The organism is Billgrantia zhangzhouensis, assembly GCF_021404465.1.
In the GTDB taxonomy this organism is placed as follows: Bacteria; Pseudomonadota; Gammaproteobacteria; order Pseudomonadales; family Halomonadaceae; genus Halomonas; species Halomonas zhangzhouensis.
The window spans coordinates 132,254-147,125 of record NZ_JABFTT010000005.1; the positions used below are offsets into that span (position 1 = coordinate 132,254).

11 protein-coding genes are annotated in these 14,872 nt (G+C 62.5%); 5 read left to right on the plus strand and 6 right to left on the minus strand.

The features are described from left to right. Positions 1-86: 86 nt before the first annotated feature. A complete protein-coding gene (locus HOP51_RS07905; protein ID WP_234273400.1) occupies positions 87-2,186 on the plus strand; it encodes a TonB-dependent siderophore receptor in 2,100 nt (699 codons plus the stop codon). A 72-nt stretch (positions 2,187-2,258) separates the two neighbouring features. Here the strand turns inward: HOP51_RS07905 and HOP51_RS07910 are convergent, their stop codons facing one another. Beyond that, the gene (locus tag HOP51_RS07910; protein ID WP_407061786.1) at positions 2,259-4,331 is read right to left on the minus strand and encodes a TonB-dependent siderophore receptor; all 2,073 of its coding nucleotides are present in this window, start codon (positions 4,329-4,331) and stop codon (positions 2,259-2,261) included. A gap of 224 nt (positions 4,332-4,555) precedes the next feature. Between HOP51_RS07910 and HOP51_RS07915 the strand changes: the two genes are divergently transcribed. Next, a complete protein-coding gene (locus HOP51_RS07915) occupies positions 4,556-6,700 on the plus strand; it encodes a TonB-dependent receptor (protein WP_234273401.1) in 2,145 nt (714 codons plus the stop codon). A 75-nt stretch (positions 6,701-6,775) separates the two neighbouring features. Here HOP51_RS07915 and HOP51_RS07920 read toward each other — a convergent pair whose 3' ends face one another. From HOP51_RS07920 to HOP51_RS07935, 4 genes are read right to left on the minus strand one after another with little or no spacing between them, the layout of a single operon-like run. Then, positions 6,776-7,399, minus strand: a complete 624-nt coding sequence (locus HOP51_RS07920) for an RraA family protein (RefSeq protein ID WP_234273402.1) — start codon at positions 7,397-7,399, stop codon at positions 6,776-6,778. A 32-nt stretch (positions 7,400-7,431) separates the two neighbouring features. Then, positions 7,432-8,466 carry a FecCD family ABC transporter permease gene (locus HOP51_RS07925; RefSeq protein WP_234273403.1) on the minus strand — a complete coding sequence of 345 codons (1,035 nt, stop codon included), beginning with the start codon at positions 8,464-8,466 and terminating at the stop codon, positions 7,432-7,434. Beyond that, positions 8,463-9,467, minus strand: a complete 1,005-nt coding sequence (locus HOP51_RS07930; protein ID WP_234273404.1) for a FecCD family ABC transporter permease — start codon at positions 9,465-9,467, stop codon at positions 8,463-8,465. Before HOP51_RS07930 ends, HOP51_RS07925 begins: the two co-directional genes overlap by 4 nt. Continuing rightward, positions 9,461-10,384 carry an ABC transporter substrate-binding protein gene (locus HOP51_RS07935; RefSeq protein WP_234273405.1) on the minus strand — a complete coding sequence of 308 codons (924 nt, stop codon included), beginning with the start codon at positions 10,382-10,384 and terminating at the stop codon, positions 9,461-9,463. The genes HOP51_RS07930 and HOP51_RS07935 overlap by 7 nt, the downstream gene beginning before the upstream one ends. Before the next feature lie 93 nt (positions 10,385-10,477). On the opposite strand from HOP51_RS07935, the gene HOP51_RS07940 reads away from it, so the two are divergent. From HOP51_RS07940 to HOP51_RS07950, 3 genes are read left to right on the plus strand one after another with little or no spacing between them, the layout of a single operon-like run. Then, positions 10,478-11,308, plus strand: coding sequence for an ABC transporter ATP-binding protein (locus HOP51_RS07940; RefSeq protein ID WP_234273406.1), 831 nt, complete (start codon positions 10,478-10,480; stop codon positions 11,306-11,308). Further along, entirely contained in the window at positions 11,305-12,243 is a 939-nt protein-coding gene (locus HOP51_RS07945; RefSeq protein WP_234273407.1) for a sucrase ferredoxin, read from the plus strand. Before HOP51_RS07940 ends, HOP51_RS07945 begins: the two co-directional genes overlap by 4 nt. Positions 12,244-12,260: 17 nt before the next feature. Beyond that, the gene (locus HOP51_RS07950) at positions 12,261-13,139 is read left to right on the plus strand and encodes an ABC transporter substrate-binding protein (protein WP_234273408.1); all 879 of its coding nucleotides are present in this window, start codon (positions 12,261-12,263) and stop codon (positions 13,137-13,139) included. Positions 13,140-13,173: 34 nt separating this feature from the next. On the opposite strand, the gene HOP51_RS07955 is transcribed toward HOP51_RS07950, so the two are convergent. Next, positions 13,174-14,844, minus strand: coding sequence for a multidrug ABC transporter permease/ATP-binding protein (locus HOP51_RS07955; RefSeq protein ID WP_234273409.1), 1,671 nt, complete (start codon positions 14,842-14,844; stop codon positions 13,174-13,176). Positions 14,845-14,872 lie beyond the last annotated feature (28 nt).

Sequence of the window (14,872 nt, forward strand, 5' to 3'; positions counted from 1 at the left end):
AGCTGAGCAGGCGGCAGAGGACGGCAACGCCCAACAAAGGAATAATTCTCATTACCGATGAGATACCATTCCGCAGAGGAACCGTCATGCCGACACCCCGCCCACTGGCACTGAGCATCTCGCTCGTGTCTGCCCTCGTTTCCATCCAGACCCAGGCTCAACAACCTGTGGAGGCACAGGCCGAAACCCTGGAGGCGCTGACCATTACCGGGCAGGCCGCGACCAAGACCGACACGCCGTTCGTCGAAACGCCACAATCGACTTCCACCATCGAGCGTGAAGAGTGGGAACGCCGCGGAGCACACACGGTGCAGCGCGCCCTGGATTATAGTCCCGGCGTCTTCACCAACCAGATCGGCGCCTCCAACCGCTTCGACTATCTGGTGTTACGCGGCTTCTCCGACGGCAGCCTGAGCAATACCTTCCTCGACGGCCTCAAGCTGATGGGCGATACCAATTCGCACAGCTCGATGACCGTCGACCCTTGGTTCCTCGACAGCATCGAGGTGGTACGCGGGCCGGCCTCGGTGCTCTATGGCCAGGCCTCACCAGGCGGCGTCGTCGCCCTCACCAGCAAGCGTCCGCAGTTCCAGCAGGGTGGCGAGCTGCGCCTTTCCACGGGCAACAATGCCCAGCGCAGCGTCGCCTTCGACCTTACCGGTCCGCTGGGCGAGCAACAGCGCGTCGCCTACCGACTCGTTGGCCTGGCCAGGGCCGCCGACACCCAGTTCGGCCCGGTGGAGGAAGAGCGCTACGCCCTTGCCCCTTCGCTGACCTGGGACGTGAGCGATACCACCAGTCTGACGCTCAAGGCCTACCTGCAGCAGGACCCGCAAGGTGGCTATCATGCCGGGCTACCCTATGAAGGCACCGTGGTGGACCGCAACGGCCGGCGTATATCCAACGATTTCTTCGAAGGCGAGGACGAGTACGACCGCTACGAACGCACCCAGCGCATGCTGGGCTACGAGCTGGAGCATCGATTCAGCGAGGCCTGGACGGGGCGTCAGCGTCTGAGCTATCTCAATTCCGACGTGGTGCTGAATCAGGTATATGCCTACGGCTGGAACGCCGATGGCAGCGAACTTGTGCGCGGCTACTCCGGCGCCGACGAGTCCTTGAGCGCCTGGACTCTCGACAACCAGCTCGAGGCCAATCTGTCCACCGGTTTCATCGACCATACCGTGCTGGTCGGCGCCGACTATCAGCGCCGCGACAATCGCGTAACATGGCCCTCAGGCCTGTTTCCCAATATCGATGCCTTCGATCCGCAGTACGGCGCCGGACCAGTCGATATGTACGCCCCCCTGCGTGAGGACCACGAACTCCGCCAAACCGGCATCTACCTGCAGGATCAAATGGCCCTGGGCAACTGGCGGCTGACGCTGGGCGGACGCTACGACTGGGTGGACATCACCAGCACCGACCGGGACAGCGGTGACACCAGCGAACTCGACGACACCCAATTCAGCGGGCGCGCCGGCCTGCTCTACCTGTTCGACAACGGTGTCGCGCCCTACCTCAGCTACTCCACCGCGTTCACGCCGACCAGCTTCGTCGATGCCGAGGGCGACCTGCTCCCGCCGATGGAAGGCAGGCAGATCGAGACCGGCCTGAAGTATCAGCCGGCGGGAACCCGGGATCGTTACAGCGTAGCGCTGTTCCAGATCAACCAGGAGAACGTGGGCACCAAGGAACAGCCCACCGACCCCTATCGTGCCGTGGGCGAGATCGAATCCAAGGGGCTCGAGCTCGAGGCATACACCCACCTGACCGACAGCCTGAGACTGCAAGCGGCCTATAGCTATACCGACATCACCTACAAGCGTGACGATGAGGGCAACCAGGGCAACCGTGCCGTCTACGCACCGCGCCACCAGGCCAGCCTGTGGGGTCATTACGCCTTTCAGAACGGTGCGCTGGCCGGGCTCGATACGGGGCTGGGGATACGCCATTACGCCGATATCCAGGCCGATCGCGCCAACACCGCTGCGGTGCCGGCGTATACCCTGGTCGACGCCACCCTGGGCTACGACCTCGGCCAACTCGGCCTCGACGGCATGAGCGCGCGCCTCAACGTCACCAACCTCACCGACGAAGAGTACGTGGCCTCGTGCAACTCGCTCGAGTTCTGCTACTTCGGCGCCGAGCGCGGCGTGCTCGGCACGCTGAGCTACACTTTCTAACGTTGCGATGGAATTCCAGTACAATGCAAACACCCGGCCGAGGGCCGGGTGTCTTGCGTAACGCCTGGAGAATCACCAGCGATAGCTGAGGCTGCCGATCACACTGCGCGACTCACCGTAATAGCACCAGAAGTCGACCTCGCAGGAGGCGACATAGGTTTCATCCGTCAGGTTGTTGACGTTGAGCTGTGCCCGCCAGTTGTCATCGAAGTCGTAGGCGACCATGGCATCGACCAAGGTGTAATCGGACACCTCGAGCTCACCTCCCACGCTGGAACCCACATGACGGACGCCGCCTCCCAGTTGCAGGCCGCCGAGCGCCCCCTGGGTGAAAGCGTAATCGATCCACGTGGAGGCCTGGTGGCGCGGAATGAGATCCTTGCGTTGGTCACCCTCGGTACGCGCATCGGTGTAGGTATAGGCGGCAGTGAGGCGCAGTTCGTCGCTCAACTGGATACGCCCCTCCAGTTCGAAACCTTGCGAGCGCTGTTCTCCCTCTTGCACTTGGAAGCCACCCGGCGAAGGCACGAGACCGTTACTTTCCTTGAGGTCGAAGATGGCCGCAGTGACATAACCGTCCCATTGCGGCGGGGCGATCTTCACACCCAGTTCCCACTGCTCTCCCTCGCGGGGCTCGTAAAGCTCGCCGGCATCGTCCACGCGCCCTAGAGGATCGAAGGACTCCGTGTAACTCAGATAGGGATGAATGCCATGCTCACCCAGATACATCACGCCGCCACTCCAGGAGAGATGATTGTCATCTGAGCGCTCCGTCACCCCGGTAGTACGGTCGGCGTTCTCGGTTTCCGCCTGGTCATAGCGCACTCCACCCAGCAGTACCCAACGGTCAGCCAAGCGCAGTTGATTCTGTAGATAGACCCCGGTTTGCTGCTTGCCGATATGACGCTCGACACGCTGATCTAGATCGATGGGCGTGAAATTGCCGTACACGGGATCGAAGACATCGATGGTACCGAAGGCAAAACTATCGGCTTCATGGCCGTTCAGCTTGAGATCCTGATAGTCGACGCCAAACAGCAGCGTATTCTCGTAGCCGTCGCCGGACCAGATGCCGATCGTGCGGTTGTCGATCGTCCAGCTATTGATAGTACCGTCGCGATGGGTATGGCCCTGCCCTGCCTCGCGCGGCCCCTGCATGCCCAGCACATAGCTGCTGCGCAGCAGCAAGTCCAGTTCGCTGTAGCGCAGGTTCTGCTCAAAGCGCCAAGCGTCGTTGAACCAATGCTCCAGCTCGTAGCCCAGTGCCCACTGGGTACGTTCATTCGTATCGTAGCCGGGTTGGCTGAGGTTGGTCTGGCGATCGATCCTGCCGTGGGGAGTGTCCTGAACGGTACCATAGGGCGGCTTGAAGGGATTGACGGGTACGCCGTCATCCTTTTGCAGGCTGGCCAGTAGCGTCACGGTGGTATCCTCGCTCAAATCCACCGCCAGGCTGGGAGCGAAGTAGTAACGCTCGTTGTTCGTGTGATCGAGATCACCGTCGCGCTCCTTCCAGGTACCGACCAGCCGATAGCGCACGTCACCGGAGTCGGTAAGCGGCCCTGAACTGTCGACGCCGATCTGGCGATGATCGCGATTTCCGAGCTGCAGGTCGACCCTCCCTTGCCGCTCACGGGTAGGACGCTTGCTGACGACATTGACCAACCCTCCGGGCGGTGCCTCGCCGTAAAGGATCGACGAGGGCCCCTTGAAGACCTCGACACGTTCCATGCCATAGAGCTCGGGCAGCCACTGGTAGAAGCCCTCGCGGTAGATACGCAAGCCGTCCTGATAGGTGGAGTGATTGAAGCCACGTACCTGAAGCCAATCGGTGTCGTTGTCCGATCCGTAATGGCCGGAAAGAACACCGGCCCGGTAGCGAAAGGTCTCATCGAGCTGCTGCACGTTGCGTGTCTCGAGTTCCTCCCTATCGACCAGGGAAACGGGGCGCGGTGTCTCGACCAGCGGCGAAGCCACTTTCAACGCCGTGCCGACCACCACGAGAGTGTCCGTCTCGAGCATTTCCTCTTCAGCCAATGCCTGTGGCGTCATGCCGAGCAGCACGCCCCCTATCGTAAGGCCAAGTGCGAGGCGTACCGCCTGCGCTAGTGCGTTCGGCTGAGAAGGAGGACAAGCGTGGGACATGGTGTGCGACCTCTACAAAAGGGCTATAGCGGAGTGGGAGTCAGCAGTGATGCGTTCACCACGCGACAACAATCAGTATCGAATGGTAATTGCAATCATACAGCATACCTAGTCGTTTGATAAATAAAATGCAAACCATTATCGTTACATGCTCTACAGGTAGATTCGCACTGTCGCTACTGAGCGACTCGATAGCTCAACTGCAAGCAAGGGAACGACGTACCATGCCCTCAAAAACACCTATCGCCTGGCTGGCACCGATAATGTTCGGCTCCGCTCTGCCAGGATTGGCCTTCGCCCAAGCCAATGACGAAGCTGCCGCCTCATCCGACCTTTCTCCGCTGGTAGTGACCGCAACCCGGAACCGTAGCCAAGCTGGTGAAACACCCCAGAAGGTGACCGTCATCACCCGCGAGCAGATCGAACAGCAGCTTGCCGTCACCCGCGACCGCGGCCAGATCCTGGGCAACCTGATTCCCGGCTACTCACCCAGCCGCCAGAAGATGACCAACTCCGGCGAAACGTTTCGTGGCCGCGCTCCGCTCTACATGATCGACGGCGTGCCGCAGTCAACGCCCATACGCGACAGCTCCCGCGAGAGCTATACCATCGATCTCGACATGGTCGAGCGCATCGAGGTGATACATGGCGCCAGCGCCGAGCACGGCCTGGGCGCTACCGGCGGCATCATCAATTTCGTGACAAAGCGCGCAGAAGGTGATGGCATCAACCACCATGTCTCGAGCCAGATCACCTTCGACGACAAGCTCGACTCGGAAGGCCTCGGCCATCGGCTGGGCTACCGCCTCAGCGCCCAGCAAGGCGATTGGGATTTTCTTGGCGGCATGACCCGGCAGGAGCAAGGCATCTTCCGTGATGGCAGCGGACAGAATATTGGCATTGATCCCATCCAGGGTGAGATTCAGGATTCGACCAGCTACGACCTCTTCGCCAAACTCGGCTACTGGATCGACGACGACCAGAGCCTGGAATTCTCCCTCAACCGCTTCGAGCTGGAGGGCAATAACGACTACGTGCCGGTAGTGGGGAACAGAGCCAACGGGGTCCCGACCAGCGCCGAGCGTGGCACACCGGACGGCGAAGCTTCCTACAACGAATCCACTACCGCGCAGCTCACCTATCGGCACGGTGACTGGTTCGGTAACCAACTGGATGCCAAGGTCTATCACCAGCGCTTTCGCGCCCAGTTCGGCCCCCACCCCAGCGCCTTTCCCTACCAGGACGCTCAGGGCAACGCCCGGCTCGACCAAAGCCGCAATGAATCCGATAAATTGGGCGCGAAGTTCACCCTGAGCCGCAGCGGCCTGTTCGATGACCGCGTATCGCTGGCCACCGGCATCGACCTGCTGCAGGACGAGACCCAGCAGCGTCTGGTACAGACCAACCGCAGCTACGTACCCGAGACCCAGTTCCGCAATGCCGCGGCCTTCCTGCAGGGTTCGCTGCAAGTGGTCCAGCCACTGACGCTACATGCTGGCGTTCGCTACGAGCACGCTCAGCTCGATGTCGATACCTACCAGACCCTTTCCCGCAGCGATGTCAGGCAGGATGGGGTGACGGTGGAAGGCGGCAAGCCGAGCTTCGACGAGACGCTGTACAACTTCGGGCTGGTCTACCAGGTCACCGACTGGGCACAGCTGTTCGCCAACTACTCCGAAGGCTTCGGCATGCCTGACGTGGGTCGGGTACTGCGGGCCGTCAACAGCGAAGGTCAGTCCATCGATACGCTGCTGGAGCTGAGCCCGATCATCACTGACAACCGCGAGGTCGGCACCCGCTTCGATTGGGGCCGTGCCCGACTGGAGCTGAGCTACTACGAGTCAGACTCCGACCTAGGCGAACGACTTGTCCAGGACAACAGTGGGGTGTTCGTGGGCAATCGAGAAAAGACCGAGATCCGTGGCGTTGAACTGGCGGGCGAACTCGACATGACCGGCGCCCATGGCCTGCGCGTCTCTTACGCTCGTAACCGGGGCAAGTCCGACACCACGGGCGATGGTCGGGTCGATACCGAGCTGACCGGCCTCAATATCGCTCCTGAGCGATTGACGGTTGGCTGGAACGCTAGTTGGAGCGACGATCTCTCGACCCACCTGCAGGCAAGCCACTTCTTCAATCGAGACTTCAACGACCAGGACGAACCCGACCTGCGCCGCTTCGACGGCTACACCTTGGTCGATGCCTCGCTCGGTTATCGTCTGCCCGTGGGCCAGCTCTCCTTCGGCGTCGAGAACCTCACCGACGAGCAGTACATCACCTACTATTCACAGACCGCCCGCCCTGGCGACGACCAGTATTTCGCCGGTCGCGGTCGTACCTTTACTATCGGTTATCAACTGGACTTCTGATTCCTCGCCCCTCGGGGGCCTGGCTTACTGTTTGGCGACGCCTCTGGCGTCGCTTTTTTCATCCTACCCGTGCCTTCAGCGCCACCACTCGGGATGTGCTGCCCGAAACTCCTGTCGACGGGACGCTTCCTGCGCCTGCTTGTTGAGCGCTGGCGCCAGCAGTGCCTCGGCACGCGTGGGAGAAAGGATGAACAGGCCATCGTCGTCGCCCACGATCAGATCACCCGGGGCAATTGCCACACCGGCAATGGCCACCGGTATGTTGACCTCGTCCTCGAGCTGCATTGCACGGGTGGTGAGCGGACTCGCCCCGCGCGAGAAGATCGGCAGGTTGAGCCGCGCCAGCTCGGCCGTATCGGTGACCCGACCAGAGGTCACCACCCCGGCAAGGCCCTTGCGCAGGGCCGCATAGCTGCGCAGCTCGCCCCAGCAGGCGCGGCTCTCGTCGCCGGAAACCTCGATCACCAGCACGTCCCCCGGTTCGGCCACTTCCAGCGCCTGGCGAATTACGCTGCCGTCGAGATGCGGAATGCGCACCGTCAGGGCACGACCCAACAGCCTGACGGGGCGGCACACCGGCTCGAGGCCGGCAATAGCGCCGAAATCGGTGAAATGGCCGAGGGTAGACGTGGCAATGCTGCGATACTGCGCCAGCAACGCCGACGCAACGCCCGACACGCGGGGATGGACGTCGAACATCGCGGTCTCTCCTTGTTGCCTGTGGCTGACGCTCAGCTACGCCAGCGGTGGAGTAGATAGATAAAGAACGGTGCGCCGATACCGGCAATAAAAATGCCCGCCGGCAAATCCCGCGGCAGGAAAGCGATTCGGCCCAGCAGGTCGGCATACAACACAATCAGTGCGCCGATCATCGCACTGGCTGGTACCAGTCCGGTGTGACGGCATGCCACCAACCGGCGGGCAATGTGCGGCGCGAGCAAGCCGACGAAGCTCAGCCCACCGGCAAACGCCACCGCTGCTCCGGCCAGCGCCACAGCCAGCAGCAACAGGGCCATGCGACTGCCCTGCAGCGCCGTACCGAGCCCGACGGCCAACTCGTCGCCGAGTGCCAGGGCATCCAGGCGTCGCGCAAACACCAGCGCCAGAGGCAACCCCACCAGCGCCCAGGGAGCCAGCCCTGCCACCTCCCGCCACTGGGCGCCGTAGAGGCTGCCAGTCAGCCAGACATAGGCCTGCATGGCCGTGGTATCGGGACTCAACACCAATACCAACATGGTACCCGCACCGAGTGCGGCGGCCATGCCGATACCGATCAATACCAAGCGTGCCGGGGTCACACCACGCCCGGTCAGGGCGATGATGGCCATCGCCACGAGCAGTGCGCCGCTCAACGCCGCCATCGGCAGCCAGGCCTCGCCCAACGCCGCTCCACCCAGGGCCAGGAAACTCACTGCTGCCAACGAGGCACCACCAGTAATGCCTATCACATCTGGCGAGGCCAGGGGGTTGCGCACCAGCCCCTGCAACAGCAACCCGGCTACTCCCAAGCAGGCGCCGACGAGGATCGCCAGCACCACCCGGGGCAGGCGGATCTCGTGAACGATCAAGGCAATGTCACTGCGCTGGGGTACCACCAACGCCTCCAGCACCGCCTCGGGTGAGGTCATCTGGCTGCCCAGGCTGAGCGAGGCCAGGGCACTGGCAGCGAGGGCCACGGCGAGTACTAGGGTCACCGCAAAGGCGCGACGCTCGAAGCGTAGCGACAGCCGACCACCGGCGAGACGTACCACGACAGCGGAACTCATGGTGTGAAACTCCGACGCCGGGCGAGGTGGAGGAAGAACGGGGTACCAAGCAGTGCCGTCATCACCCCTACCGGCACCTCCTGAGGGGGCATAAGCAGCCGCGCCAAAGTATCGGCAGCGAGCAGCAAGCCGGCGCCGAGCAAGGCGCAGCCGGGCAGCACCCAACGGTGGTCACGGCCGAACAGCGCACGCACCATATGCGGCACGATCAAGCCCACGAAACCAATCAGACCGGCCAGCGCCACCGAACCACCGGCCAACACGATCACCGCCACGCCAGCCAGCAGCTTGACCCGGGCGGTACGTTGTCCCAAGCCTTTGACCACCTCATCGTCGAGCACTAGCAGGTTGAGCTGGCGTACCAGCATCAGGCAGACGCCCGCGGCGACCAGGAAGAACGGCAGCAGAGACAGCAGCATGTCCAGGCCACGCCCCGCCACCGAGCCGGCAAGCCACAGCAACAGACTTTCGAAGCCCTCCTGGTCGATGACCAACAGCCCCTGGGCCAGCGAGACGAACAATGCGGTCACCGCAACTCCGCCCAGCACCACCCGCACCGGCGAGAAACCGCCATCGCGCCCACGCCCCAGCAGAGCGACCAGCAGTGCCGCCACAAAGGCGCCGAGGAAGGCCGCCCAGGCCAGCGCCAAGGGTGAGCGCAGAGCGAAGATACTGCTAGCCACCACCACGAAGCACATGGCGCCGGCATTGATACCGAGGATGCTCGGCGCCGCCAGGGCGTTGCGTGTGAGGGTCTGCATCAGAGCACCGGCCACCGCCAGACTAGCCCCTACCACGGCGGCGATCAGCGCACGCGGCAAACGCTCGGTGCGCAGGATCAGGTGCTGTACTGAACTCGGATCGGGCGCGAGAAGGGCCTCTACCAATGTGGCCGGGGCGATCGCGGTGGCACCTAACGTCAGGCTGGCAAGACCAGCGGCAAGCGCCAATAGTGCTCCCATTACCAACCCCATCAGCCGGGCCTCAGGAGTGGTCAACATTTCCCGCCCTCCCCTCGGTGCACGACGTCGTGTAGTTCGTAGTGTTCGTAGAGTTCCTCCAGTAGCTGATGGGCGGCCAGAATACCGGCCCCCATGCTCCAGATCACCGGATCGACGTAGTAGACACGCCCCTGCTCCACCGCATCGAGACTTTGCCACAACGGATGCGCCGTCCATTCGCGGTGAAGTTCGGCCACCGCCGCATCGTCACGCATGAAGATGAAGATCGCGTCGGCATCCAGGGCCGGCAGGGTCTCGCGACTGACCAGCTTGATACCCCAGCCGCTGCCCCGTTGCCCAGCCGGTCGCAGAAACCCCAGTTGGTCGAGAACGCTTCGGGCAAAGCCGTCGTAGTAGAGGCGTACATGATCGCCACGGAAACTGACCACAGAGACCCGCTGTGGCCAGGCGTCGCCCAGCCGGGCCTCGGCACGACAGCGGAAGTCGGCTACGCGTGCCCGCCACTCGGCGAGCAGCGCCTGGGCCTCGACTTCGCGGCCGGTTGCCTCGCCCATCATCTCGAGCATGGCCTCGACGTCGTGGGCGGTATCGGCAATCACCGTCGGTGCGATGCGCGAGAGCAATGGATACACGGCGGCATGGCGATAGCGGGTTCCCACGACCAGGTCGGGCACGAGCCCCGCCACCGCCTCCAGGTCCGGCTGGGTCTCCAGCCCCAGGTAGCGTACGCCTGCGGGCAGCTTGTCGCGCAGGTAGCGATACATGGGGCGCTCGAGCCATGACTCGACCACCCCGACCGGCTCTAGCCCCAACGCCAGCGCAGTATCGGTGGCGCCCTGGTAGAGCGTTACGATGCGTACAGGGCGCTCGTCATGCGACTCCTGAGCACTGACACCTGCAGTTGACTGAAGGGCCAATACACCCAACAGCAAAAAGACACCAACAGATGGCCTCATGGTTAGCACTCGAAGCTGAATAGACACGAAGGCGGCGAAGGTGACACACTTACGCATTTTAATGCAAACCATTATCGTAAAGGATAAGATTCCTTGACACCCGCCCACCGCCTATGCAGCGAGAACCTATCCGCCGGCTACGAGGATCGTCGGGTCCTCGAGGACGTCGACTTTCGCGTCGCCGAGGGTCGCCTCACGGTACTGTTGGGTCCCAACGGCAGCGGCAAGTCCACGCTACTGAAGACGCTGGCCCGTACGCTGACGCCTCAGCGCGGCCGCGTGCTGCTCGACGGACACGACATTCATCGCCACCGCACCCGCGACGTAGCCCAACAGCTGGGCATCCTGCCCCAGAGCCCCACGGCGCCGGAAGGAATAACGGTGCGCGAGCTGGTCGGCATGGGGCGTTTCCCCCATCAGCGCCTATGGCGGCAGTGGTCGACGGAGGACGAAGAGGCAGTCATGGAAGCCATGACCGTGGCACGGGTTGCCGAGTTTGCCGAGCGCCCGGTAGATGCCCTTTCCGGCGGCCAGCGCCAGCGTTGTTGGATCGCCATGGTACTGGCCCAGAACACCGACCTCATCCTGCTCGACGAGCCGACCACCTTTCTCGACCTCAAGGTTCAGGTCGATCTGTTGGAACTATTGGTGCAGCTGGCCCATGAGCGTGGCCGAACCCTGCTGGTGGTGCTGCACGATCTCAACTTGGCCGCCGCTCATGCCGACATATTGGTGATGATGCGCAACGGTCGCATCGAACATAGCGGCCCCCCCAAGGCAGTCTTTACCAGCGCCAACCTGAAGCGGGTCTTCGATCTCGACGCTGAAGTGATCAATGCCCCTAATACCGGCCGACCGGTCTGCATCCCGGCCCTGGGCAACGCTTCTGCCCTTGGCAGACGCAAGGAGGAGTCGTTCGTATGAGCGCCACCCAGCGTTTCTGTGCCCAAGAAAGCCTCGCACTGGGCGACCCTTTGGCAGGCAGCGCCGCTCACGCCGAGTGCAATCTGCTGTTGAGCTGGCCCCGTGCCAAGTGGCGGCGCAGCCTGCGACAGGCCAGCGACATGTCCGAAGAGGTATCGACTCGGCTCGAGGCCATCGCTGAGGAGGGACGGCGCGTCAACCTGATTCATCGACGAAGTCAGCCCGAAGAATGCCACCGGCTCTACCTGATGCCGGAGAATCGCCGCTACGAAGTGTCGCGCAACGAACTGTCGACTTTTTTGGTGGCACTCCAGCGGGGCGCGCCGCTTGCACAATGGGAAATAGACCCGCCCGCCGGCTCGCTATTGCTGTGCTGCACCCATGGCAAGAAGGACAAATGCTGTGCCAAGTTCGGCTATGCCGCCTACAAAGCACTAGCCACTGCGGTCGACTTGTATGAGCTGCCTTTCGAGGTGTGGGAAAGCACCCATCTGGGCGGCTGCCGACTGGCAGCCAGCGCCGTGGTCTTTCCCACACTACGCAAGTACGGCCGCATCAATGACGAGGACGTGCTGTCGCTACTCGAAAGCGAGATGGCAAACCGCCCTTATCTACCCTGCTACCGCGGTGACTCACGGCTCAGTCCGATACAGCAATGCGCCCAGGTCGCGGCGCTGGAGTGGCTAGCCGCACGAGGGATTCATGGAGAGGTGTCAGTGGCCCAGCCGAGCAATGAACAGGAATCAAGCCGATGGTGGTTAGCCGTACATTGGCAGAGCGGAAGCGACACAGGACGACTCGCGGTGTATTGCGAGCCTAGGATGATCCAGCGCTACGACACCTGTGCCGACCTGGCCGCGGGTCCGCCCGCAGCAAGCCAAGTGTGGGTGGCCACTCAGGTCATGGACACCGGGAAAGCCTCATTGTACTCATGAACAAGTCTTCGAAAGTTATGTCCGTACTGATTCCCAGCTTCCGGCACTTCGCCCTGATTCTCGGCTCGCTATGGCTGGCGGCCAGCCCAACAGCGGCCAGCGACAGCTTGGCCACGCTCGACTGGACCCTGGCCGAGACACTGGTCGCCCTAGGAGAGTCACCCGACGGGGTTGCCCAGGTCGGCGATTATCACAGTTGGGTCGGCGAGCCGAGACTGCCGAGCCGCGTGACCGATATCGGCCTGCGTACGCAGCCCAACGTTGAATTACTGGCTCGGATGGCTCCGGAGCACATCCTGCTCACGCCCATGTTCGCTCATTTAACGCCTCGGCTGAGCCGCATCGGCACCGTCGACAGCATGGCGCTCTACACACCGGGAGACGACACCTGGGAGCAGATACTTGGCCTGACCCGAGAACTGGGCGAACTGAATGGAGACAGGGAGTCGGCCGAAGCGCTGATCTCTTCCACCGAAGCGCGCATGGCGGAGCTTGCAGCTCAACTGCCAGCAACAGTGCCGCCATTGCTGATCGTCCAGTTCATGGACGAACGGCACGTACGCGTCTTCGGCGAAAACGGCCTGTTTCAGGCCGTCATGGATCGGCTGGGCCTGGAGAACGCCTGGCAGGGAGAGACTAACTCCTGGGGGTTCTCACTGGTTGCCCTAGAGGCACTGCTCGAACTGGAGGCTCGCCTGGTGGTGGTGGAACCCTACCCGGCCGGCGTCGAGGCCAAGCTAGCCGAAAGCGCTCTTTGGCAGCATCACCCCAGCGTACGCGACGACAGTCTGATCACCCTGCCACCGACATGGAGTTTCGGCGCCCTCCCCTCGGCACAACGCTTCGCCGAGCTTCTGGTGAATGCGCTGGTACGGCCGATGCTTGGTAATCTCTGAACGGCATGTGAAGCCTCAGGTCAGGGAATCGGTCTCAGGCGGGCGTCTGCCGCCCCACCCTCGCCACCGCATCACGGCTGGCGGCGACACGCTCCTCACCGACCAGTTCGTGAAGCTGCCCACCACGCATCTCCAGCAGGCGATCGGCCTGATCGAAATAGTGGTCATCGTGGCTGATCACCACCAGCGTCTTACCCAGCGCGCGCAGACGCGGTAACAGTTGGCGATAGAAGACTCGCCGAAATTGGGGGTCCTGGTCGGCCGCCCATTCGTCGAGCAGTACCAGATCACGCTGCTCGGCGACCGTCAGCAGCATTGCCAGCCGCTTGCGCTGCCCCTGAGAGAGGTTGACGTTGGTGACACGATCACCGTCGAAATCCAGCTTGTGCTGCATTTCCAGTTCGCTGAGCCATTCCTCCACCAGGGCGACATCCGGCGACTCTCCGCCGGGGCCGATCAATCGATCGAAGAGATGAAAATCGGTATAAATGGCCGAGAAGTGCTGGCGATACGTCGTCCAGTCCGCCTGCCGCAAAGGCCTGCCATCGACCCGGATACTTCCCGCCTGGGGATGGTAGAGCCCGGTGAGCAGGCGTGCCAGCGTCGACTTGCCGCTACCGTTGCCGCCAATCAGAAACACCACCTCACCGCGCCGCAGGCATAAATCGAGAGGTCCTATCGCAAAACCTGGCCGCGCCTCCTCATCGGGGTAACGATAAGATACCCCCTCCAGGGCGATCTCCTGCCAGTCGTGACGTCTCGAGTCGCTATCGAACGTTTCTCGATAATCGGCCAGCGTCAGGGTGCTCAGCTTGTCGAAGGCCACGCGCGCGTTGATCAATGTCGGCACGGCCCCCACCGCCTGAATCAAGGGGGCACGAAGGAATAGCAGGGTGAGCGAGAAAGTGGTCGCCACCTGGGCCGACGCCCAGCCCAAGCCATTGGCCAGAAAGAACACCACGCCGATGGCGCCCAGCATCATGATATTGAACCAGTTGATCGCACTGAGGTGGTAGGTATCACTGCGCACGATATGGTGGCGATAGGCATCGGCATTGGACGTGTAGACGTCTCGGTAGAGCCACTCAGCCCGGTGGCGGTTGAGCGCCAGTTCCTTGCGCCCCTCGATGACCGACTGATAATCCGCATAGAGCCGATCCTCGACTTCACGCAGCTTGGCCATATGCTGGTAGACCCAGGTGACCAAGCGCATACCAATGATGATGGTGACCGCGGTCCATATCACCATCACCGCCAGTATCGAGGGCGACAGCCAGCCCAGGTAGAGGCAGGCGCCTACGGTCAGCACCCCACCCTGCACCAGCTCCGGCAAGCGCACGAATGCCACCGTGATATAGCGCACATCGGTGGACAGGCTTGCGAGCAGGCGCGCACTGCCGATCTGCTCGACGCGCTCGATATCGGTATCCATGATGCGCTTGATCAGCTGTCCACGCAGACGGTAAACGAAGTAATGCCCCAGGGTGGTCAACGCCAACTGCGAGGCGAGCGTGACCACCAGCAGAAGCACGATCAAGCCGAGGAACAGGGGCAATATCCGCCAGGGATCGGCAAAGGCATCGAGCAGCCGCTGGTTGATGAAGGCGATCACGCCGATGCCCAGACCGGCACTCGCCAGGCTGAGCGCGATCACGCCGATGAAAGCCCAGCGGTAATCCCGCCATACGATTCTGAACAGCTCCATATGCTCTCTCTTTTGAGACGTGTCCGAC

Coding starts and splice junctions, on each gene's coding strand:
- HOP51_RS07950 (WP_234273408.1), top strand. CDS start 12,261: ATGTCCGTACTGATTCCCAGCTTCCGGCACTTCGCCCTGATTCTCGGC.
- HOP51_RS07925 (WP_234273403.1), bottom strand. CDS start 8,466: ATGAGTTCCGCTGTCGTGGTACGTCTCGCCGGTGGTCGGCTGTCGCTA.
- HOP51_RS07955 (WP_234273409.1), bottom strand. CDS start 14,844: ATGGAGCTGTTCAGAATCGTATGGCGGGATTACCGCTGGGCTTTCATC.
- HOP51_RS07945 (WP_234273407.1), top strand. CDS start 11,305: ATGAGCGCCACCCAGCGTTTCTGTGCCCAAGAAAGCCTCGCACTGGGC.
- HOP51_RS07920 (WP_234273402.1), bottom strand. CDS start 7,399: ATGTTCGACGTCCATCCCCGCGTGTCGGGCGTTGCGTCGGCGTTGCTG.
- HOP51_RS07910 (WP_407061786.1), bottom strand. CDS start 4,331: ATGTCCCACGCTTGTCCTCCTTCTCAGCCGAACGCACTAGCGCAGGCG.
- HOP51_RS07935 (WP_234273405.1), bottom strand. CDS start 10,384: ATGAGGCCATCTGTTGGTGTCTTTTTGCTGTTGGGTGTATTGGCCCTT.
- HOP51_RS07905 (WP_234273400.1), top strand. CDS start 87: ATGCCGACACCCCGCCCACTGGCACTGAGCATCTCGCTCGTGTCTGCC.
- HOP51_RS07915 (WP_234273401.1), top strand. CDS start 4,556: ATGCCCTCAAAAACACCTATCGCCTGGCTGGCACCGATAATGTTCGGC.
- HOP51_RS07930 (WP_234273404.1), bottom strand. CDS start 9,467: ATGTTGACCACTCCTGAGGCCCGGCTGATGGGGTTGGTAATGGGAGCA.